Origin of the sequence: Streptococcus sp. 2021WUSS109, assembly GCF_044427305.1 — a bacterium.
GTDB classification, from domain to species: domain Bacteria; phylum Bacillota; class Bacilli; order Lactobacillales; family Streptococcaceae; genus Streptococcus; species Streptococcus suis.
Window position 1 is genome coordinate 15,213 of the sequence record NZ_JAOTGF010000005.1, and the last position, 20,016, is coordinate 35,228.

Consider the following 20,016-nt stretch of genomic DNA (forward strand, 5'->3'; position numbering starts at 1 on the left):
ATCCCCACTGTCCTGTGACGGCGGGGATTTGTCTGTTAGGGGAATTTAGCTTTCTAAAAACAAGCTCTTCACATAGTATGTCTGCCTTGGAATGACTAGCTCTGTTTCAAGGAAATTTTTCAAATTTTCTTGTGGGACCCAGATGTAGTTACTGGTTTCGTCGGCTTGGAGTTGGATAGCAGCTTTGTCCCAGTCGGTTTCAGCCCAGTAGCAGTGGAAAATGCACTGGTCGTCATGGGCAACAAAGTGTGTATGGTGGCGTAGTTGGTTAGATGTCAGTTCAATGCCTGTCTCTTCGCGGACTTCGCGTAAAATGGCCTGCTCTGCTATTTCCCCAAACAATGCTGAACCTCCTGCTGTTGCTTCATAATAGTCAGGGTAGGAGGGCTTGGTGCTGTCGCGTTTCATGAAGAGGGTGCTGCCGTCGCGGTGGCGGATGATGCACTCGACGACCAGGTGGTAGAGGCCGTGGGGAATGGCTTCTCCGCGTGTGAGAGTGTGGTCGGTCAGCTGACCATCGGCTGTGTAGGCGTTCCAAGTTTCCATTTCATTCTCCTGTCAATTTTGTAGTTATTCAGTATAGCACATCTGTAAGTGTAAGGCAACATGTTTTGTTTTTGTACGGACAAGTGTTATACTGGGGCTACTAACTCAAAGGAGAAATCAATGCAAACCATTATCCCACATCTCTGGTACGATACAGAGGCAAAAGAAGCGGTAGCTTTCTATGTAGAACTCTTCGGAGGCAAGATTGACTGGACCTACACCATTACGGATACGCCTTCGGGTGATTCGGATTTGATTCAGTTTCAACTGGGCGATATGACCTTGGCGGCTATTAGTGCGGGTCCATACTTTAAGCTCAATGAGTCCATGTCCCTTATGGTCAATGTAGCTAGCAAGGATGAAGTGACACGTTTGTACCAAGCCTTGTCAGAAGGCGGTCGTATTCTCATGCCTTTGGGAGAATATCCTTTCAGCCCTTACTATGTCTGGTTGGAAGACCGCTTTGGTCTGTCTTGGCAACTGTCTTATGCACCGGACTTGGACAAGCCTTATCAGTTTGACATCTGCCTGCTCTTCTCGCAGGAACAGGTTGGTTTGGCCCAGCCTATGTTGGATTACTACAAGGATAAGCTGCCTCAGGCTAGTGTCGGTCAACTTTCCTACTACGGTGAAGGGGAGGCTGCTGTTGAGACTGCCAAGTTGAATTATGCGGAGCTTTTTATCGGAGACCAAAAAATTATCGCTATGGACCACGGCTACGGTGGCGAGGCCTCTTTCAACGAGGCCTTCTCGCTCATGGTCTATGTAGACAGTCAGGAAGAAGCAGAGAGCTGGTATGAAAAAGTGTCTGCTGTGCCAGAAGCGGAGATTTGCGGTTGGGCCAAGGACCAGTTTGGGATTTCTTGGCAGATCGTACCGCGTATTTTGATGGAAGCATATGATACGGCTAGCCCAGAAAAGGTCAAGGCAGTCAATGCAGCGGTGATGACCATGAAACGTTTGGACATTGCGGCTATTCAAGCATTGCTAAACTAGTAGATGATAACGGAGACTGTTCTGCAGTTTCCGTTTTTTGGTTGAGGAAAGGTTGATTTATAGGAATTTTGATATAATGGAAAAAAGTGTACGAAAGGAATGTGTATGAAAGCAACAGAACGACGTAAGAAAATCCTATCCCTTTTACGAGAAAGCCTCGATCCCCTTGCAGCTAATTATCTGGCGAAAGAATTTGGAGTGAGTCGGCAAGTAATTGTTGGAGATGTAGCCTTGCTTCGTGCGGAGGGAGAAGCTGTCTTGGCAACTCCAAGAGGGTACTTACTCCAATCTTCTTTGCCATCTACTGAAGGAGCCTACATTCGAAAGATAGCTTGTCAACATGGTCCAGAAGAGGTAGAAAAAGAATTGACAATCTTGCTAGAGGGTGGAGCTCAAATATTAGATGTTGAAATTGAGCATCCCATTTACGGCTTATTATCAGGCAAGTTGAATATTGCAAGTTTAGAAGATAGGGATCATTTTTTGGATGCCTTAGGTCAATACCAAGGTGTGTTACTGAGTAATTTAACAGAAGGAGTTCATACTCATACTGTCTCATTTCCCTCGGTTCAAGCCTACCAAGAACTTTCTTTGGTATTAAAGGCTGCAGGAATTTTGCTAGAAAATCAATAAAACATTACAGGTGTCTTGACACCTGTAATGTTTTGTTTTATAATCAAACCAATAGAAAGAGAGGTGCCTAATGTCCCAATTAACACTATCATCTAAAAATTCAGTTAAGCAGCTATCAATTAGTGCAATTTTAACCGCATTTGCCATTTTAATACCTTTAATGATGCCGATTAAAATCATTATTGGCCCAGCATCCTATACACTTGCTAGTCACATTCCTTTGTTTATAGCCATGTTTATTTCACCAGCTACTGCTATTTTTGTTGCTTTAGGTTCTAGTTTGGGCTTTTTCCTCGCCGGTTTTCCAATCGTTATTGTATTTCGGGCGCTTACGCATCTGTTCTTCCTCACCTTAGGCGCGGTCTTGGTCAAGCGTTTTCCGATTCTCATGGATTCTAAGCGCTTTTTACTATTAGGAATTGGGCTTAATCTCCTGCATGGTCTAGGAGAATATATTGTGGTGATGGTGCTTACTTCGGGGCAACAAACTTCTGCTACCTACTGGATAACGATGCTTGGCTTGGTGGGTGTTGGCTCGGCTATTCATGGATTGCTTGATTTTAGTTTAGCTTATTATTTCTGGAAAATTTTAAAAGAACGGAAAATTTATCAACCATAATCAGTTATGATGAGGAATATATTTTAGAAGAGACTGGGCAGGCTGAGCTGATTCGGGGGAAAACCGGTAGAGTTTATGGGAACTTAGTTGGCCTACTGACAGTCATGAAATCCCTGCCTTTAACCTATAATAAGGACTTGCAGGAAGACAAGGAAGGCTCAGTCGACAGAGAGGGACTTTTCCAATGCGACTGAATTGGCAGACTATCTAGCAAACAATCTCATGCCCTTCCGTCAAGCGCATGAGATTGTTGGAAAACTGGTCTTGGAATGTAGCAAGGCAGGACACTATCTCCAGGATGTATCGTTTGAGACCTACCAGGCTATTTCGCTTCTTATTCAAACAGATATTTATGATGCCTTGTCCTCCAAAGTTGCTGTCAGTCGTAGAAATTCCCTTGGTGGGACAGGTTTTGAATCGATTGCAGACCAGTTGAAAAGTGCCAAAGAGGAAATTCAGAACGCAAAAAGCCTATAAACGGTATGTTTATTGGCTTTTTTGAATTTTGTGGTATAATAGAAGTAATTTTGAAAGATGGAGTGGCAGTTTGAAAAAAAGCTATCGTGTCAAGCGTGAACGAGATTTTAATGACATTTTTACAAAAGGAAACAATGTCGCCAATCGGAGATTTGTTGTCTACCGATTACCTAAAGAGCAAAAGCATTTCCGAGTAGGTTTATCTGTCAGCAAAAAATTGGGAAACGCTGTCATGCGAAATAAGATTAAGCGCAGGATTCGTCACATCTTAATTGAATGCCAACATCAACTGGTAGCAGATGACTTTGTTATCATTGCTCGAAAAGGTGTAGAGGAATTGTCCTATCAAGAAATGAAGCAAAACCTCATCCATGTTTTGAAACTAGCTAAACTATACCAGGAAGGTGTTGTGATTGAAAAAGAAAGTTAAATGGGCAGGTCTACTGGTAGTATCTCTAATTGTTTTAACAGCCTGCGGAACAGGGCCAGTGACCAGTCAATCTACAGATGCGTGGGATAGATTAATTTACTGGTTTGCCAGCATTATTCAGTTCCTATCTATCAACGGTCAAATTGGAATCGGTATTATACTTTTTACCATTTTAATTCGAACCCTTCTGTTGCCCTTGTTCCAAATACAGATGAATTCCTCACGGAAGATGCAGGAGCTTCAACCTCAGCTGAAAAAGTTGCAAGCGGAGTATCCAGGAACGGATATGGAAAGTCGCCAGCAGCTCTATGAAGCAACGCAAGCTCTCTACAAAGAGAATGGCGTCAGCATGAGAGCGTCCATGATTCCGCTCTTCATTCAAATGCCAATCCTTTTGGCCCTCTTTCAAGCTCTGACACGTGTTGAAGCCTTGAAAGTAGGTCACTTCCTTTGGTTAAATCTTGGGGAGCCGGATCCGTTCTTTATTTTGCCGATTCTGGCTGCAGTGTTTACATTCCTTAGCTCATGGTTGACCAATAAATCAGCAATTGAGAAGAATATGGCTATGACAATTATGACTTATGTCATGCCCGTGATGATCTTTTTCTTTGCTGTGGCAGCTGCTAGTGGGGTGGCTTTGTATTGGACAGTGTCAAATGCCTATCAGGTTGCTCAAACCTTGGTGTTCAATAATCCGTTTAAAATAATAGCAGAGCGTCAAGCGAAAATTGATGCGGAAAAAGAACGTCAGGCAAAAATCCGACGGGCACAGAAAAAAGCACAGAAAAAGAAATAGGAAAACTAGGAGAGAGAAGATGAAATTTACAGGAGCAAGTGTTGAAGAGGCCATCCAGAATGGCTTGGTAGAGCTAAATATTCCTCGAAAAAAAGCACATATTACTGTGGTTGCGCGTGAGAAAAAAGGTTTCCTTGGTTTCGGTAAAAAGCCAGCGATTGTGGATATTGATGTCATCAATGAAACAACGGTTGTTAAGGCTAATCAGAAAGCAGTTCGTGGCGTTCCAAGTGAAATTAACGACCTCAATGAACCAGTAAAAAGCGTTTCAGAGGCTACGATTGACCTAGGAAAAGTTGTTGCAGCGGTAAAAGAATTTGAAAAGTCTGGTCAAACGCTTGATGATGATATTAAAGCGCAGATCTTGAAAAATGAAAAAGAAGCGACAACGATTTTGGAAGAAACAGGTCGGATTGAAATTCTTTCAGAAGATTTACTAACTACTACAGATGCAACAACATCTGCTAAGGAAGACGTAAATCAAGAAGTCGTCTCAGAAAATCAAGCAGATAATTTTGCTGATTTAGACATTAAGATTGAGCCCCAGTATGATATTGAACAGGTTGTTTCAGAAGTGACAGCTTATGTACAAGAAATTCTGGATGATATGGATGTTGAGGCGCGTATTGATACAAGTCATAATCGCCGTACAATCAATATTCAAGTGGATACCAATGAACCAGGTCGTGTTATCGGTTATCACGGAAAAGTCTTAAAGGCTTTGCAACTTTTGGCTCAGAACTTCTTATACAACCGTTATGAGCGTAATTTCTATATTACAATCAATGTGAATGATTATGTAGAACACCGCGCAGAGGTTCTTCAAGGCTACGCACAAAAATTGGCAGAACGTGTTTTGGCAGAGCAGGAAGCCTACCATACAGATCCGATGTCAAGTAGCGAACGTAAAATTATCCACCGCATTATCTCTAAAATGGACGGTTTGACAAGCTATTCAGAAGGTAGCGAGCCGAACCGATATGTCGTTGTAGATATTGAAGGGAATCATGATTAAAAAGAGGCTAGTCCTCTTTTTTCAATGATTTTCTGATTCTTTCCTAAAAGTATGGCAGAATAGCTTGACAAACGAACAGAATTTATATAAAATAGTTTGGTATGTTTAGTAACTGATCAAAACTAGCCGGCTAAACGAATACAAGAATCTAAGAGGAGGTATTCATCGTGAAACGTACTTTTCAACCAAGTAAAATCCGTCGCGCGCGTAAACACGGTTTCCGTAGCCGTATGGCAACTAAAAACGGCCGTCGCGTGTTAGCTGCTCGTCGCCGTAAGGGACGTAAAGTTCTTACAGTAGCATAAGAAGATGAAAAGAGAAGCCAGCAGAAACTCGAGTCTGCTGGTTTTTTTCTTCTCATAAGAATCTTCTGAAATATGTTACAATAGTAGGAAAGAAAGTGATGGAACGATGATACAAATTTTTGACACCCACACCCACCTCAACGTAGAGCAGTTTGACGGTCGGGTCCAAGAAGAATTAGACTTTGCCAAGGAAATGGGGGTCACCCTCCACAATGTGGTCGGTTTTGACCGAGCAACCATTGACAAGGCTATAGAACTTGCTGACCAGCACCCTGAAATTTATCTGACATTGGGCTGGCATCCGACAGAGGCTGGCACCTATGACGAAGAAGTAGAAAGCTACTTGCTTGAGGCACTCAAACATCCCAAGGTCATTGCCCTGGGGGAGATTGGGCTGGACTACTACTGGATGACGGCGGATAAGGACACTCAGGCTCGTGTTTTCAAGCGACAGATGGAGTTGGGCAAGCAGTTGGATTTGCCCTTTGTGGTTCATACTCGCGATGCTTTGGAAGATACTTACCAGATCATCAAGGAAGTCGGCGTCGGTCCGCGCGGAGGCATCATGCATTCCTTCTCTGGCACGCTGGAGGAGGCTCAGGCCTTCATGGACCTAGGCATGCACATTTCCTTCTCGGGAGTGGTGACCTTCAAGAAAGCCGTCGAACTTCAGGAAGCGGCGCAAGCATTGCCCCTAGAAAAAATCCTGGTCGAGACGGATGCGCCGTATCTGTCTCCAGTTCCCAAGCGTGGTCGGGAAAATCGCACCGGCTACACCAGATATGTGGTGGATATGCTGGCCCAGCTTCGCAACCAGTCGGTCGAAGAAGTGGCGAAAGCGACCTACGAGAATGCAAGGAGCTTGTTCAGAATTGACTCAGAAAATTAAGATACAGGAAGTCCTTGTTGTTGAAGGCAAGGATGATACAGCAAACCTAAAACGATTTTACGAGGTGGATACCTACGAAACCAGAGGCTCTGCCATATCAGAAGATGACTTGGAACGCATCGAGAAACTCCATGACCTGCGGGGCGTCATTGTCTTTACTGACCCAGACTACAATGGAGAGCGGATTCGGAAGATCATTATGCAGGCCATTCCCACGGTCAAACACGCCTTTTTACAGCGGGACGAGGCCAGGCCACAGTCCAAAACAAAAGGGCGGTCCTTGGGCATTGAGCACGCCAGCTTTGAGGACTTGGAAAAAGCCCTCGCAGGCGTGCGTGGTTACTACGATGATGAAAATAACTTTGACATCATCAAGTCCGATCTGATGCGACTAGGCTTGCTTATGGGCAACGACAGTCGCAAGCGGAGGGAATATCTGGGAGAGAAGCTCCGCATCGGCTATTGCAATGGTAAGCAACTGCTGAAACGATTGGAGCTGTTTGGGATAAGTTTGGTGGAAGTGGAGAAGGCGATGGGGAGCTATCATGGATAGGGTCTACGCTGTTAAGTGCTTGGTTAAAAACGAGTTTGAACCTTCTTATGAAAATTATTCATCTTATGAAGAAGTGACCTACTTGCTGCCGGCTAATGTCCTTGTTTGGGAGGATGAGCAGGTTGATAAGAACAAACTAGCAGACTATTTGCGTGGTCTAGTTGAAGATGGCTATGTCAATGCGGATGGTATTTTGAAGCAGAGCCGTTTGTTTCATATTGCCGGTGTGCAAGAAATGGACGACATGGTAGAGTTTGATGGCCCAGCTGTGGAAGTCTATCGCTGGTTTTATAATTTTGACCGTCCAGTTACTGAGGAAGAATTTTTGAATCTCTATTATTTTGATGATTTGGGGAAATAAACAATCTAGAGCGGAAATTTTGATATTTCTGCTTTTTTGAAGATTGCTACTGATATCTATTCGTGTTACAATATAGACAACTAGGAGGTAGACTAGATTGATAACTATAAAGAAGGATGCCCAAGTAAATTTTAAAACTGATTCCAGACTTTTAGAAAAAGCCAAGGAAGTATTTGCTATGAACCAGCTGGATTTGACTGCTGGTTTTAACCTCTTCTTGCAAAACATTGCTGTAAAAAATGAGTTGCCCATTCTGACTGAAGAAGAGTTGGAAAGAGAAGAGTTGTTTTTACAACTTCAAAAGGAAATCCAGGAAAACCAACAGGCGATTGAGGCAGGTCAAGGGATCAGTCTAGAAAGTGTCAAAGAGAAGTATGGAATTTGAGTCATATTCAGTGATACTTGCTCCTGCAGTGGAAAAGGAATTGGCGGATATTTATGCCTATTTCTCGGAACAGTTCTCAGAAGAAATTGCCAAAAGACGAATTGGGATGATTGTTGAAGCTTTGGAGAGTTTGCAGATTTTTCCTGAACGTGGTTTTAACGCTGATAACCGTTTTGGTAAGCAGATAGACCCGCCTCATCTAACCCGAGGCTATGTCGTTGGAAAAGACTACATCGCCCTCTATCGCGTAGTGAAAAATGAAGTTCGAGTTGGTCATCTTTTTGCGACCAAGAGTGATTATGTGAAGTTGTTGAAGTGAGAAACATAAACTACTGAAAGATGGGAGAGTGCTGTGGGATTATTTGATTTTTTTAAAAAGAATAAAGATGAGATGACAGAAGTGACAACAGCTACCCAGCAGCCAGCTGCTTTTGGTGTAGAAGCGGTCTTTAACTCGCAAGATTCTAGGGAAGTCATTTTATCTGGTCAGGCTTATGGTACAATAAAGGTGGGTGATAGGCTTACTTTTGTTAAGGGAGGTAGGGATTATGTTGCAACGGTTAAGGAAATTGAGCAATCTCAAACTGCAATGCAAGTCTTGACCAATCAAAAAGGTAGTCTGAGAGTAATTCTGACTGATAACGAACTTGCAAAAGTAGGACTAGTCCTATATAATTCTGTTGCTAGCTCTGATTTTAAAGAAGAAGCTTATCTTAGAGCGTTAGCAGATGGTTTTATTGGCTTTCAAAATGTAATTTTAAAAACCGAAGATATTCAGAAAGCTAGCTTATCTGATGTTGCTGAGTTAGTGGGGCTGTTTATTAATTATTGTAGGAAAAATGACAAAGTCTTTTCTACAGAGGAAATTGAGGAAAATCAGCAAAAAATTCAGGTGCTAAGAGGTATTGTCAAGGATAAACTTTTAGCAGCTGACAGGATTTATATTCTCCAATCGACTAGGACTGGAGAAGCCCAACTCTACTCTGAAACCTTCCGAAGAGAAGATGGTTCATTCCTTTGTACGGATCCGTTGATACAGATTGTGGATGAGGAACGCTATAACTATGTAATGGAGAAATTAACAGAAGCTAAGCGAACTGATGTGACTTTGCGAAAGGTCGAAAAAGGGGAAGATGGTGAAGGAATTACCAACGCTTTAGGAACTGAATTTTACCTAAATGGAGCACTTGGGGTTTTTATTGAGTCCAAAGATACAGTAGTCTGGGCGAAAGAGTTGGTTCCAAAACCCGATTTTAGTGGAATTCCAGAAATTCAAGTACCAGTAACCAATCCCAATATAGTCCGTTGGTTGCTCCTGATGGGGCAGATGGGGAAACCTGAGACGAAAGATGAAGAATTGGTTTACGGGCTTTATTATGGATTTTTGTCCAGAGAAATACCAAGGGCTACCTTCCTCATTCCCATGCAGCATGATAAACATTTTTTAGAGAGATTAAATGGGAAAGAGGAGTCTACCTTTAAACAAGGGTCGAAGTTTAATCTTCCGACTAGAAAAGGGAAAGAGAATCGGGAGGCTATCTCAATCTTTACAGATTGGAAACGTCTGAGGATGGTCTTTGATGAAAAGTGGAGTGGTATGATTGAACCTGCTGGAAATATGATTTCAATCTTTGACTACATTATCAATGGAACTCAGTATCATGAAGCTGGTTGTTATGTTAGTCAAGAATCTTTCGAGACCATGAAAAAAGTGAGCGAAAAGTTTGATGATTACCACGTAGAAGATGGAGAATAAAATGAAAATACAAGTAGATAGGACTTCCGTCTGTATGGGTGACGATGTTTTGCCACATAATATGGCATTTAATGTGTCGGACACCATGACTGTTCAAGATTTTTTTGCATTTTTAGAAAAAGAGCGATACTTACCTTACATGCAAGGAAGTAATGTTGCGTGGGAACTTCTCAATAGTGGGAAAGAAATCGCTGTATATTTTACAAAAGATAGAAGTTTGAAAAACTCCGGTAAATTACTAAAAAAAATTATTGAAGAAAATAATGGAGAGAATCTATTTATTTTGTTATATCATTACTCGCCAGAAGTTTACCAAGAACGAAAAAAACGAAGAGAGGGTTTATGAGAATCGCAGACAAAAACGTTACTCGTGCCGTCCTTGAACGCCACGGGTTTACCTTTAAGAAATCCTTCGGTCAGAACTTTTTGACCGATACCAATATTTTACAGAAGATTGTAGACACGGCAGAGATTGACCAGAATGTCAATGTCATCGAGATCGGGCCTGGGATCGGGGCCTTGACCGAGTTTTTGGCGGAGAATGCCGCTGAGGTCATGGCCTTTGAGATAGACGACCGCCTGATTCCGATTTTGGCGGACACCTTGGGTCGCTTTGACAATGTGACTGTGGTCAACCAAGACATCCTAAAGACCGACCTGCAGACCCAGATTCAGAATTTCAAAAATCCTGCCCTGCCTATCAAGGTCGTGGCCAACCTGCCCTACTACATCACCACCCCTATCCTCATGCACCTGATTGAGAGCAAGATTCCTTTCAGCGAGTTCGTGGTCATGATGCAGCGGGAGGTGGCCGACCGCATTTCTGCTGAGCCAAACACCAAGGCCTACGGCAGCCTGTCCATTGCGGTCCAGTACTACATGACTGCCAAGGTGGCCTTCATCGTGCCTCGCACCGTCTTTGTGCCTGCACCAAACGTGGACTCCGCCATTCTCAAAATGGTTCGCCGCGAGCAACCTCTGGTGAGCGTCAAGGACGAAGATTTCTTCTTCCGAGTGTCCAAGGCCAGCTTTGTGCATCGCCGCAAGACCTTGTGGAACAACCTGACCAACCATTTCGGCAAGTCCGAAGAAGTTAAGGACAAGCTGACGCAGGCACTTGGCATGGCAGAGCTGGAAGCCAGTGTCCGTGGAGAAGCACTTTCTATGGCAGACTTCGCGCGTTTGTCTGACAGCCTCCAGAAAGTTGGTTTATAAGCAAGTATTGATTGCGGAGAAATCTGCAATCAATCTTTATTTTACCTAAAACCATTTTCAATCTATCTTGTCCGTTGACAGTGGGGGGAAAGCTTGTTATACTGGGAGTTGATAAATTTTAAGGAATTATTGTCTGCAAATGAGCAGAATAGTAAGAACCCGTATTCACAGTTCAGCACTTCTACTTAAGGATAGTTTTTAAGCTAGTCATCGTTAGTTTTTTCAAAGTACAGTCAGTATTCTCTCAATAAAACTGCCTTGATTAGCGAAAAACTATCTCTTATTTATAATCACTTCACTTCTGAGTACAGGTTCTTACAAAAACAAGAGAGGGGTTCCCTCTTTTTTTATGAAGGTATCTTATGTTAAAAAAATTACTGAAAAAGCATCCAGATATTGTTGCAGTAACTGTATTTTTTCTTTTTTCGCTCACCCTTCTATTGCCACAGATTTTGACAAAAGCAGTGGTGACAGGAGACGATATTGTTTTTCATTATAATCGTTTTTATGATACAGCTATGCAAATTAAGTCAGGAGATTTTTCCTATATAATGAGCTTGCATGGCTATCAGCAATCTGGAAGGATTGTCAATGCTCTATATGGTCCATATCTAGCCTATTTGCAAGGAGCCTTGCTGTTGTTGGCCGGAACTTGGTATCGATATCAACTACTGTCTAATCTTCTTTTAGGAGTTTTGAGTGCCACTTCGCTTTATTTTCTAATGCGAGAAGTGAAAGTACGCTATTCTCTATCTGTTGGGTTATCCATGTTTTTCGTGACTACCTACTCTGTTCAATACTGGTGGGTAGCTCAAGGATTTTCAAGTTGGGGAGTGGCCTTATTTCCGCTTTGCTTGATTCCAGCAGTTCGATTCCTAAAAACTGGTAAAGTTCCTATTTTTCTGATGGCAGGAGCTGTAGGGTTAATGTTGCAGATACACATGCTGTCGGCTCTGTTTCTCATCTTAGCCTATGCAATTCTTTTTTCAATTGGTTGGTTAAAATCGCAAGACAAATGGAACGTAATGAAAGATGTACTGTTTTCGGTTGGAGTTTTTCTGATTTTAACTGTAAATATCTGGTTACCCTTATTATATGTAAATGCAACAAATGAATTAGCAGCACCATTTATAAACAAAAAGTTTATTCAGTCAACAGTTACCTGGTCTAAGGCTTATTTCTTATACTTTCCATACTCTCTACCAATCATTTTTGCAACCTCTCTTTATCTTATGCTGAAAAAATGGAAGAAGCAATCGGTGATATTGAGGGGTCTGACATTAACTTTTCTGGTGTTTTTTATTTTTTCAACAAATCTTTTTCCGTGGCAACTATTTGCTGGTAAAGGTATTGGATTAGTGGATTTGATCCAATTTCCCTTTAGATTCTTTTTGTATGCTAATGCTTTACTTCTGACGATTGTTGGTCTTCAATTAACAGATTACGAAGTGCGTAAAAAGTTGTTTTGGGGGATGACAATCTTATCTACCATAATTGGTGTTGGTTTTACTTGGGATCAATATAATCAAGCAGTCAATGACCAGTACAACAAAGCAGAATTCTTACAAGATATGCTTCATACTACTCTATACGGAACAACGGAAGAATTACGTGCATCCTTGCATTCAAAAAATTTAGGTGAGTTTGTTCAACTGGCTCAGAAATCAACTCCCGACTATGTGCCGGTGTTATCTGAAAAAGAAGAGAATGTTCGTGCGGTAAATGAGGCTAAATCTCGTTATGATCGTTACCGTGACCAGATTATTTTACCTAACCAGCAATTTAATAAGCAAGTTTTTGGGGATAGCTTAAAAATAAGTTGGTCGGCAAATCAATCAGAGGAAATCCAAATACCGATTGTTATTTACCGAGATAGTGAATTGACATTGAATGGAAAGAGGTTAGGGAAGATGGATTATTATCTTTCCACTATTGGTGTGCCAACGGTTACCAGCCAAAAAGGGAAGAACACCCTAATCCTCTCCTATAAGCAACAATGGTGGTTATTGCCAGTTATCTTTATCAGTTTGACTGGCTGGATACTTTGGTCGATTTATTATACCTTTATCTACCGAAAATCAAATATTTCCTAAGAGAGAAATGCTATGAAACAAATCAAACTCAAGGCAACCAAGCAATTTATCCTGGTCATGGTAATGACCGTCTTGCTGGCTATGGGGCGAGCCCTTTTGTTAAGCGGTGTATCTTTTCCGCTCTGGTTTATTCCTCTGCCCTTGCTTGCCTATTCTATTTTTACGTTTTATGTATTGGTCTTGCTTGATACATACGAGAAGTTTGTAAAGACCAAAACCTTTGCCAAGTATGTCAGCTATTTTCTAGGTTTTCTATATCTTGTCAACTTGGTTTATCGGCTCAATGCCAAGAAGTATCAACCCTGGAATATTTTCCGTAATAATCTCTTTCAGTTTGAACTGCTTTTGATGTTGCTTCTTCCAATCCTGTTGGCATTTTTATGGCGAAAGAAGACAAAAATTCGAGAAAGATTAAGCCAGTGGTCAGCCGATCACTTGGTACCAGATGGCTATTTGCTCTTGACCAGTTTGCTTTCTCTCAGCCCTCTAGCTATCTCTTATTGGAAAGATAGTCATTATGAGAGTTTGGTTGAGAAAGGTTCTTATATAGAGTTTTTCAGCCAGACACCGCTGTTTGCACCTATTCATTTTATAGGGACCTACATTTTTCTTCGCTATCTTCATAAGGCATTTGTAGAGTTTAAGGCAAATCGGACCAATGTCCACAGCATGCTCTTTATCAGTTTGGCACTGGCTACGCTATCGCATATTGGTTATCAGGCTTCTATGGCTGGCGGAACAGGTTCTTATTTCACACGTCATCTCTTTCCAGGGGCTATTGTCTTCCAGATTGCCTGCCTCTTTTTTCTCAATGCCATCATTAGCCTAGTTATCAACCGTCAAATCTTATCTGTTGCCGTGATTGCTAGTCTAAACGTCATTTTGGTTACGGCCAATTTTCTCAAATTCCGCTACCGTTCGGAGCCAATGACACCCAATGACTTCAAATGGATTGGCAATATGGGGATGATTCTCAGCTTTATCAGTCTACGTGTTATTTTGGTATCGCTCGTCTTTATAGTCCTCCTTGTGTTTATCTACCGACATATTCACAAGAAGTATTTCCAAGGAAGGATTGTCGCTTCTATCTGGAAACGGCTGGCAGGAGTTTCAGTTATCGTATCCTTGATTTTAGGAATGGGCTGGGCTATTCGCAATGAAAAAGACCATAAGATTGCTGGCTGGATTCCTATTCTTTCTCAGGTCAATAACTGGCGGAATGTAGATTGGAAGGGCTACGCCTTTGTGGCTCGTTATCGCACTCTTTCATTCCTCTGGTTGCAGCAACTCAGCAAGACCAGTATGGAAATGCCTGAGAATTACTCTGAGAAGACCATGAAGGCCATTGTGAAGAAGTATACCGCCTTGGCTGAGGAAATCAATGCAGAACGGACAGGTCAATTGACTGACCAGACGGTTATCTACATTCTTAGTGAGAGTTTGGCTGACCCGCGTCGGATTCCAGGTGTAACCCTTAGTCAAAATGTCCTTCCAAATATTGAGTACATCATGAGCCAGACTACCAGTGGCTTGATGAAGAGTGACCACTATGGTGGTGGTACGGCTAATATCGAGTTTCAGGTCTATAGTGGTCTGCCCTTCTACAATTACAGCTCATCCATTTCTTCAGTCTATCTGGATGTGGCGCCAAATATGAAGAAGTTGCCAAGTATCAGTGACCTCTATCCAGCAGATAATCGTATCGCCATCCATCCTTACTACGATACCAGTTACAATCGAAATTCTATCTATAAGCAGCTGGGGATTGAGCAATTCTACACTCTCAATAGTGCCAAGTATCCTCTTACTGTGACGGCTGAGGATTATCGGGGGAATTTTGTCAGTGACAAGAAGACCTATGACTTGATTTTGGATCAGGTACGTTCTGCCGATACCAGCTTTGTGTCGGCTATTACTATGCAGAACCATGTTCAGTGGAATTCTCTAGAGCCTGCAGGTATAACAGCATCGGGTGAGGGCTTCACGGCTGAGGAAAATGAAAACTTGACCAGCTATGTTCGCCTCCTATCCTTTACGGATCAGGCAACAAGGGATTTTCTAGACCAGCTTAAGATCTTGGATAAGAAAGTGACAGTTGTTTTTTACGGTGACCACCTACCAGGTTTGTATCCAGAGTCTGCCTTCGTGACGGACCCAAGTGCGCAGTATAAGACAGATTATTTCGTGTGGAGTAATTTTGAAACAGAAGACTACCATTATGATTTGGTCAATTCTAGCGACATGAATGCCCTCATGTTGGAAACGACCAATAACAAGGTCAGTCCTTACTATGCCCTCTTGACTGAAGTGCTTCATAAGGACCGAGTAGGACAGACTGAGCGTGATGCCAAGGTGGCAGAAGAACTCAAACTGGTCCAATATGACCTATCCACAGGAAAAGGCTACCTTTTGAAATACAAAGACTTTTTCAAAGTAGCGACTGAAACGACAGAATAAAAATAGACCAAGTCAGATAGCTGGCTTGGTTTCTTCTTTATGTGAAAACATACACAAACATAAGGAGTTGTGGTATAATAACGGTGTTTAATACAGATTTTTTATTGCTTTACTTAGAAATCTATCAAACGGTGGAGGGGAAATGAAAAAGAGGAATTTTTGGCTAACCTTATCTTGTATTTTTGCAGTAGCCCTGCTAAATGTTGGCTTTCTATACCAATATCGCTACATTATTGATGCTATTGCAGCTGGAGATAGACAAGCCTTTGTGTCGTATTTTGTGCTGATGGGGCTAACTGTCCTTGTCATGCTGGTCTTTGAATACATTCGTCAGATTGCCAATGTCAGCTATCTCAATCAAGTAGGTTTCCAATTGCAGTCGACCTTTATTGGGAAAATGTTTGATTTACCTTTTAGGCGGTTTGTTGAGCAGGGGGCAGGGGCCTATATTTCCCAGCTCAATAATGATTTGGAGACGGTGAAAGAAGATTATTACGACGCTTTCTTTACGATTTTTCAAGGTGCTTGTACCTTTGGCATTGCCAGTTTGGCTCTTCTTAGCTTGGATGGTCTGACCGCTATTTTCTTGATTCTGATCTCATTCTTGCCAGTTGTGATTCCCTATTTGTTTAAAAAGCGGAGAAGGCTCAATCAGGAGGCGATTTCGGACAGTCAGCAGGTCTATAATACAAGGGTTTCAGATACCTTTCTGAGCTATTTGCAAGTGAAAAATAGTCGCCAAAGACAGCAAGTTTTAGATGGGCTGAATGATCGCTATCAAGCAGTCAATGACAAGGTCAATCAGGCCAATCGAACGACAGTAACCATGCGGCTCTTAGTCGGTTTTGTCTTTTATCTGACTACTCTTTCGATTATCTTTATTGGTGGTTTTCAGGTTTTTTCTGGAGCCTTGACCATCGGTGGCTTGACAGCTATTCTGACCATTTCAGAGCAGTTGGTGGATCCAATTAATAGCATTGCGGCAGCCTTTTTGGACAGGCATGCCGTTAAGGAATTGAAACAAGAGTTTGAGCTATCTACTTTGGGTCAAGAAACGAAGGGACAGGAACTAGCTTCAGCTTTCCAGAGTATTCAACTGGTCAAGGCTAGTTATGCTCTCGGTGAGAAGCAGGTCTTTGAAGACCTGACCGTAGCGTTTGAACGTGGTAAGAAGTATTTAATTCTTGGGGAAAGTGGTTCTGGCAAATCTTCCTTGGCTCTTATTTTGACCAAGAATAGCCAACTGCAAGCAGGGGATATTTACGTTGATAAAACCTCTCTTTCAGACTTGTCCTACCAAGCCATTCAAGATAAGATTGTCTATCTGCCACAAGAGGGAGCTCTTTTCCATGATACGGTTCTCTACAACTTGACCATGGGACGGGAGGTTCCAGACGATAGGCTGATGTTTCTCATTAAGACCATGAACCTTGACAGTCGTTTCCCAAGTTATGCTTCTTTGAGCGAGGAAATTAGTGATGATAGCGGACTGTCTGGCGGACAAAAGCAACGCCTGCTCTTGATTCGTGCCTTGCTGCAAGATAAGGATATCTTGTTACTGGATGAAAGTCTGTCTGCCTTGGATCAGGAAACCTATGCAGTAATTGAAGCCTACCTTACCTCACTAGCTGATAAGACGCTCATTCATATTTCCCACCGCGTGTCCGATGAGGTTCGTAGCCGTTATGATGGGGTGGTACGGATTGGGGCAGGTGAGTAAAATTAAAACAACCCAAGTAAGTTTATCTTACTCGGGTTTATTAACTAAAAAAGAATAGACTCTAAAACTAAAATATATTCTAATAAGATAGATAATATAGATAGATGAGGTTCTGTTTTGATTATTTCAAAATAAAAATTTGTATAATTTTTTCTAATACCGTAATGGCAGAAAAGAGTGAGACAACTATTAGCAGAGTTCGAGTACTTTTTTTCATATGAAAGCTCCTGTTTATGATATTGTTTTCTAAACTTTGTAACTAATGTAACACATACTTTATAAGTTGTAAAAAAAATCCCGTATATGCAAAAGAGGAATTGTGAAATGAATAGTTTTGGCCAAACATTTAAATTTATTAGGGAAGGTAAGGGAAAGAGCTTGGTGGAGGTTGCCAGAGGGCATCTCTCGACTTCGCAACTCTCACGGTTTGAAAACGGGGAATCTGACATAACAATTAGCAAACTTTTTGGTGTATTAGCAGAGTTGAATGTAGACTTTGATGAGTATTGTTATGCAAGTCAGGATTTCCAGAGAGATGAGTTGACTATAATTTTAGAACAACTGAGACAATCAATATATGGTAGAGATATAATGAAAATAAGAAAAATGCTGTCCGATCAACTAGTGAAAGCACAGGGGGATTATCGTAGAGAATTTTATCGATTAAATGCTGTTTTAATCAAAATTAAATTAAGTGATCTAGATCAGGTGACAAAAGTTTCTTTGGATGAGTTAACGTATTTAACAGACTATCTCTTCCGAGTAGAGAATTGGGGCTACTATGAATTGACGTTATTTGCTAACACAATGGATGAATTGAATCATAGCTGTACTATGCTATTCTGTAGAGAATTGATAAAACGAACACAGTATTTTTCTGAAATACGACAAAATCGAAATGTTTTATCACAAATTTTACTAAATGCATATTTGGTTTGCATTGACCGAAATAAATTGTCGGATGCAGTTTATCTTGAAAAAATCATAAAAAATAATTTTTTTGAGGAAACGGCTGTGTTTGATCGTATTCTTTTTCGATATGGAAAGGGTTTCTATGACTATAAAAAGAATAAAGATCAAAATGGTATATTAGAGATGAGAAAGTGTATCGGTTTGCTGAGAGCAGTAGATAGTCAGAATATAGCAGACTGGTATGAAAAGTGTTTAGAAAATGTAATTGTGAATGATTGATTGCATAAATGGGATACGATTTTATTTATCCCATTTTTTTGTTTATAATAAAGTCACTTTGAAGGGAGAAGTAATATGTACACATTTTCAAATAATATTTCTTGGCAGAAAATAAATGATTATATTTATATTGTGAATGAGAGCACAGGACAAATTTATTATCTTGATCATATAAGTAAATATATATGGGAAGCAATTGACAATTCAATTGAAATTAGTAGTGTAATACAAGAGTTAAGTGACACTTACAATTTGAATAATGCTCAACTCAACAAAGATGTATTTTCATTTTTAATAGAGTTACAAAAAGAGGGGTTACTTTTATGAAAGATAATGCATCGTTTTTTCGCTTTCGACTGTCATGGATGATGCATTTAAAAATGATAGTCCGGTTTTTGTAATAATTGAATTGACAACAAGATGTAATTGGCGTTGTAAACACTGTTATCTTCCTGAACATGCAAAAAATGGGTTGTCTACTGAGGACTTGAAAGAAATACTGAATGATTTACGGAAGTTTGGGGTTCACCATGTTGCGTTTACAGGTGGTGACTGACCTCTTTTCTGCTAAGAACCGCGTTAATAGTGAAACCTTCGGTTCCATCAGCCGTGTCCACCATCGGTCAGTAGAAGAAAGTGAGCAGGCTCGTTTTCGCTTTGGGCAATTCAAGACCCTGGCTAATGTTGTCAATGGATTTTCCATGTTTTTGGTGCAATTAACAGCTTTTGGCTTGGTCGGCTACCTCTTGCTGCAAAAAGAGTTGACCATCGGTGCTGCCATTGCGACTTTTAGCTATGTTGAAAATTTCATCTATCCTATGAAATACATCCTCTTGGATGTCAATTATATCCATTCAACCAAGGAAACGGTTGCCAACCTAGAAGGATATCTTGCTGGTCAGGTCTTGTCTGAGCAAGTACCAAGCTATCCCAATGTGACGGCCTTGGAAGTCAGGGAAGTGGCCTATCGTATGGGAGAATTAGCGGTAGCAGATTTTTCCTATCGGTTTGACAAGGGGAAAAAGTATGCCATCATTGGTCCGTCAGCCAGCGGAAAATCCACTTTTTTACGAGTGTTGGCAGGAGAACTGGCTCTGGACAAGGGAAGTGTTTCCTATCTGGAAAACGATGTTTTGCATGAAATGGAAGCAGCTACCGCCTTCTATCTCAGCCAGTTTGAGCATCTTTACCATACCGATTTTGAAAACAATGTATCTGTTTTTGGAACCTATGAGAAGGGAAGAGATGTCATGCTTGGCTTGTTAAGGAGCTTGCCAGCGAGTTTACAGGACACATTGATGACCGCAAGTAATCCTAGTCTCTTAAGTGGAGGCGAGAAAAATGTCCTGTGCCTGCTCCGTACCTTGATGAGTGGTAAGGAGATATTGCTCTTGGATGAACCGACCGCCCATTTAGACCCTGCCCTGACTAAGCAGGTTTTGACCAACCTCTTGCAGCTGGAGGACAAACTCATCATCACCATCTTGCATGAATCAGACCCAGTCATCCTAGACATGTTTGATGTGGTTTTGGAATTGCGTGATGGGAAATTGCGTGAGAAGATATAAAAATGCCCCCA

23 protein-coding genes and 1 pseudogene are annotated in these 20,016 nt (G+C 41.4%); 23 read left to right on the top strand and 1 reads right to left on the bottom strand.

Features of this window, described 5'->3' with window-relative positions; all coding sequences use genetic code 11:
- Nucleotides 1-45 precede the first annotated feature (45 nt).
- Nucleotides 46-546: an NUDIX domain-containing protein gene (locus ODU37_RS02710; RefSeq protein ID WP_249562322.1), complete on the bottom strand. Its 501-nt coding sequence runs from the start codon at nt 544-546 to the stop codon at nt 46-48.
- Nucleotides 547-666: 120 nt separating this feature from the next.
- Here ODU37_RS02710 and ODU37_RS02715 point away from each other — a divergent pair, with 120 nt between their 5' ends.
- From ODU37_RS02715 to ODU37_RS02825, 23 genes and pseudogenes are all read left to right on the top strand, one after another.
- Nucleotides 667-1,542, top strand: coding sequence for a VOC family protein (locus tag ODU37_RS02715; RefSeq protein ID WP_105158649.1), 876 nt, complete (start codon nt 667-669; stop codon nt 1,540-1,542).
- Nucleotides 1,543-1,647: 105 nt separating this feature from the next.
- On the top strand, nt 1,648-2,175 hold the full coding sequence (locus tag ODU37_RS02720; protein WP_024401392.1) for a transcription repressor NadR: 528 nt from the start codon (nt 1,648-1,650) through the stop codon (nt 2,173-2,175).
- Nucleotides 2,176-2,245: 70 nt separating this feature from the next.
- Nucleotides 2,246-2,794: a hypothetical protein gene (locus tag ODU37_RS02725; protein WP_012775368.1), complete on the top strand. Its 549-nt coding sequence runs from the start codon at nt 2,246-2,248 to the stop codon at nt 2,792-2,794.
- Between the two features lie 41 nt (nt 2,795-2,835).
- A pseudogene (locus tag ODU37_RS02730) lies at nt 2,836-3,271 on the top strand (argininosuccinate lyase); the annotation flags it as partial.
- Between the two features lie 70 nt (nt 3,272-3,341).
- Nucleotides 3,342-3,701, top strand: a complete 360-nt coding sequence (gene rnpA, locus ODU37_RS02735) for a ribonuclease P protein component (RefSeq protein WP_004194560.1) — start codon at nt 3,342-3,344, stop codon at nt 3,699-3,701.
- Complete coding sequence (locus tag ODU37_RS02740) at nt 3,685-4,497, top strand: YidC/Oxa1 family membrane protein insertase (RefSeq protein ID WP_105095027.1); 813 nt, start codon at nt 3,685-3,687, stop codon at nt 4,495-4,497. The genes rnpA and ODU37_RS02740 overlap by 17 nt, the downstream gene beginning before the upstream one ends.
- 19 nt (nt 4,498-4,516) lie before the next feature.
- Entirely contained in the window at nt 4,517-5,512 is a 996-nt protein-coding gene (gene jag, locus ODU37_RS02745; protein ID WP_013730624.1) for an RNA-binding cell elongation regulator Jag/EloR, read from the top strand.
- 167 nt (nt 5,513-5,679) lie between these two features.
- Nucleotides 5,680-5,817 (top strand): 50S ribosomal protein L34, encoded by a 138-nt coding sequence (gene rpmH / locus ODU37_RS02750; protein ID WP_002939016.1) that lies wholly within the window; start codon nt 5,680-5,682, stop codon nt 5,815-5,817.
- A gap of 106 nt (nt 5,818-5,923) precedes the next feature.
- Nucleotides 5,924-6,706, top strand: coding sequence for a TatD family hydrolase (locus tag ODU37_RS02755; protein ID WP_105121660.1), 783 nt, complete (start codon nt 5,924-5,926; stop codon nt 6,704-6,706).
- Nucleotides 6,669-7,259: a ribonuclease M5 gene (gene rnmV / locus ODU37_RS02760; protein WP_161941022.1), complete on the top strand. Its 591-nt coding sequence runs from the start codon at nt 6,669-6,671 to the stop codon at nt 7,257-7,259. Before ODU37_RS02755 ends, rnmV begins: the two co-directional genes overlap by 38 nt.
- On the top strand, nt 7,252-7,620 hold the full coding sequence (locus ODU37_RS02765) for a hypothetical protein (RefSeq protein WP_105121662.1): 369 nt from the start codon (nt 7,252-7,254) through the stop codon (nt 7,618-7,620). Before rnmV ends, ODU37_RS02765 begins: the two co-directional genes overlap by 8 nt.
- A gap of 97 nt (nt 7,621-7,717) precedes the next feature.
- Nucleotides 7,718-8,005 carry a hypothetical protein gene (locus ODU37_RS02770; RefSeq protein WP_024381177.1) on the top strand — a complete coding sequence of 96 codons (288 nt, stop codon included), beginning with the start codon at nt 7,718-7,720 and terminating at the stop codon, nt 8,003-8,005.
- Entirely contained in the window at nt 7,995-8,324 is a 330-nt protein-coding gene (locus tag ODU37_RS02775; RefSeq protein ID WP_105121663.1) for a type II toxin-antitoxin system RelE/ParE family toxin, read from the top strand. The genes ODU37_RS02770 and ODU37_RS02775 overlap by 11 nt, the downstream gene beginning before the upstream one ends.
- A gap of 33 nt (nt 8,325-8,357) precedes the next feature.
- Complete coding sequence (locus ODU37_RS02780) at nt 8,358-9,761, top strand: SseB family protein (protein WP_105121664.1); 1,404 nt, start codon at nt 8,358-8,360, stop codon at nt 9,759-9,761.
- 1 nt (nt 9,762) lies between these two features.
- On the top strand, nt 9,763-10,107 hold the full coding sequence (locus tag ODU37_RS02785; RefSeq protein ID WP_105121665.1) for a hypothetical protein: 345 nt from the start codon (nt 9,763-9,765) through the stop codon (nt 10,105-10,107).
- Nucleotides 10,104-10,976, top strand: coding sequence for a 16S rRNA (adenine(1518)-N(6)/adenine(1519)-N(6))-dimethyltransferase RsmA (rsmA, locus tag ODU37_RS02790; protein WP_105121666.1), 873 nt, complete (start codon nt 10,104-10,106; stop codon nt 10,974-10,976). Before ODU37_RS02785 ends, rsmA begins: the two co-directional genes overlap by 4 nt.
- A gap of 362 nt (nt 10,977-11,338) precedes the next feature.
- The gene (locus tag ODU37_RS02795; protein WP_024414593.1) at nt 11,339-13,069 is read left to right on the top strand and encodes a membrane protein; all 1,731 of its coding nucleotides are present in this window, start codon (nt 11,339-11,341) and stop codon (nt 13,067-13,069) included.
- A gap of 12 nt (nt 13,070-13,081) precedes the next feature.
- Entirely contained in the window at nt 13,082-15,526 is a 2,445-nt protein-coding gene (locus ODU37_RS02800) for an LTA synthase family protein (RefSeq protein ID WP_105158645.1), read from the top strand.
- A gap of 142 nt (nt 15,527-15,668) precedes the next feature.
- The gene (locus ODU37_RS02805; RefSeq protein ID WP_249562323.1) at nt 15,669-17,246 is read left to right on the top strand and encodes an ABC transporter ATP-binding protein; all 1,578 of its coding nucleotides are present in this window, start codon (nt 15,669-15,671) and stop codon (nt 17,244-17,246) included.
- A gap of 324 nt (nt 17,247-17,570) precedes the next feature.
- On the top strand, nt 17,571-18,437 hold the full coding sequence (locus ODU37_RS02810) for a helix-turn-helix domain-containing protein (protein WP_105158643.1): 867 nt from the start codon (nt 17,571-17,573) through the stop codon (nt 18,435-18,437).
- 75 nt (nt 18,438-18,512) lie between these two features.
- On the top strand, nt 18,513-18,764 hold the full coding sequence (locus ODU37_RS02815) for a PqqD family protein (protein WP_024403801.1): 252 nt from the start codon (nt 18,513-18,515) through the stop codon (nt 18,762-18,764).
- Nucleotides 18,765-18,798: 34 nt separating this feature from the next.
- Nucleotides 18,799-18,993, top strand: a complete 195-nt coding sequence (locus tag ODU37_RS02820) for a radical SAM protein (RefSeq protein ID WP_153057028.1) — start codon at nt 18,799-18,801, stop codon at nt 18,991-18,993.
- Complete coding sequence (locus tag ODU37_RS02825) at nt 18,941-20,005, top strand: ATP-binding cassette domain-containing protein (RefSeq protein WP_238143140.1); 1,065 nt, start codon at nt 18,941-18,943, stop codon at nt 20,003-20,005. Before ODU37_RS02820 ends, ODU37_RS02825 begins: the two co-directional genes overlap by 53 nt.
- Nucleotides 20,006-20,016 lie beyond the last annotated feature (11 nt).

What these genes read in the sequence shown, in the direction of transcription:
- ODU37_RS02810 (WP_105158643.1), top strand. Translation starts at nt 17,571, where the DNA reads ATGAATAGTTTTGGCCAAACATTTAAATTTATTAGGGAAGGTAAGGGA.
- ODU37_RS02710 (WP_249562322.1), bottom strand. Translation starts at nt 546, where the DNA reads ATGGAAACTTGGAACGCCTACACAGCCGATGGTCAGCTGACCGACCAC.
- ODU37_RS02755 (WP_105121660.1), top strand. Translation starts at nt 5,924, where the DNA reads ATGATACAAATTTTTGACACCCACACCCACCTCAACGTAGAGCAGTTT.
- rsmA (WP_105121666.1), top strand. Translation starts at nt 10,104, where the DNA reads ATGAGAATCGCAGACAAAAACGTTACTCGTGCCGTCCTTGAACGCCAC.
- ODU37_RS02805 (WP_249562323.1), top strand. Translation starts at nt 15,669, where the DNA reads ATGAAAAAGAGGAATTTTTGGCTAACCTTATCTTGTATTTTTGCAGTA.
- ODU37_RS02725 (WP_012775368.1), top strand. Translation starts at nt 2,246, where the DNA reads ATGTCCCAATTAACACTATCATCTAAAAATTCAGTTAAGCAGCTATCA.
- ODU37_RS02715 (WP_105158649.1), top strand. Translation starts at nt 667, where the DNA reads ATGCAAACCATTATCCCACATCTCTGGTACGATACAGAGGCAAAAGAA.
- ODU37_RS02720 (WP_024401392.1), top strand. Translation starts at nt 1,648, where the DNA reads ATGAAAGCAACAGAACGACGTAAGAAAATCCTATCCCTTTTACGAGAA.
- ODU37_RS02765 (WP_105121662.1), top strand. Translation starts at nt 7,252, where the DNA reads ATGGATAGGGTCTACGCTGTTAAGTGCTTGGTTAAAAACGAGTTTGAA.
- ODU37_RS02800 (WP_105158645.1), top strand. Translation starts at nt 13,082, where the DNA reads ATGAAACAAATCAAACTCAAGGCAACCAAGCAATTTATCCTGGTCATG.
- ODU37_RS02825 (WP_238143140.1), top strand. Translation starts at nt 18,941, where the DNA reads ATGATTTACGGAAGTTTGGGGTTCACCATGTTGCGTTTACAGGTGGTG.
- ODU37_RS02785 (WP_105121665.1), top strand. Translation starts at nt 9,763, where the DNA reads ATGAAAATACAAGTAGATAGGACTTCCGTCTGTATGGGTGACGATGTT.
- ODU37_RS02820 (WP_153057028.1), top strand. Translation starts at nt 18,799, where the DNA reads ATGGATGATGCATTTAAAAATGATAGTCCGGTTTTTGTAATAATTGAA.
- ODU37_RS02795 (WP_024414593.1), top strand. Translation starts at nt 11,339, where the DNA reads ATGTTAAAAAAATTACTGAAAAAGCATCCAGATATTGTTGCAGTAACT.
- ODU37_RS02815 (WP_024403801.1), top strand. Translation starts at nt 18,513, where the DNA reads ATGTACACATTTTCAAATAATATTTCTTGGCAGAAAATAAATGATTAT.
- jag (WP_013730624.1), top strand. Translation starts at nt 4,517, where the DNA reads ATGAAATTTACAGGAGCAAGTGTTGAAGAGGCCATCCAGAATGGCTTG.
- ODU37_RS02775 (WP_105121663.1), top strand. Translation starts at nt 7,995, where the DNA reads ATGGAATTTGAGTCATATTCAGTGATACTTGCTCCTGCAGTGGAAAAG.
- rnmV (WP_161941022.1), top strand. Translation starts at nt 6,669, where the DNA reads ATGCAAGGAGCTTGTTCAGAATTGACTCAGAAAATTAAGATACAGGAA.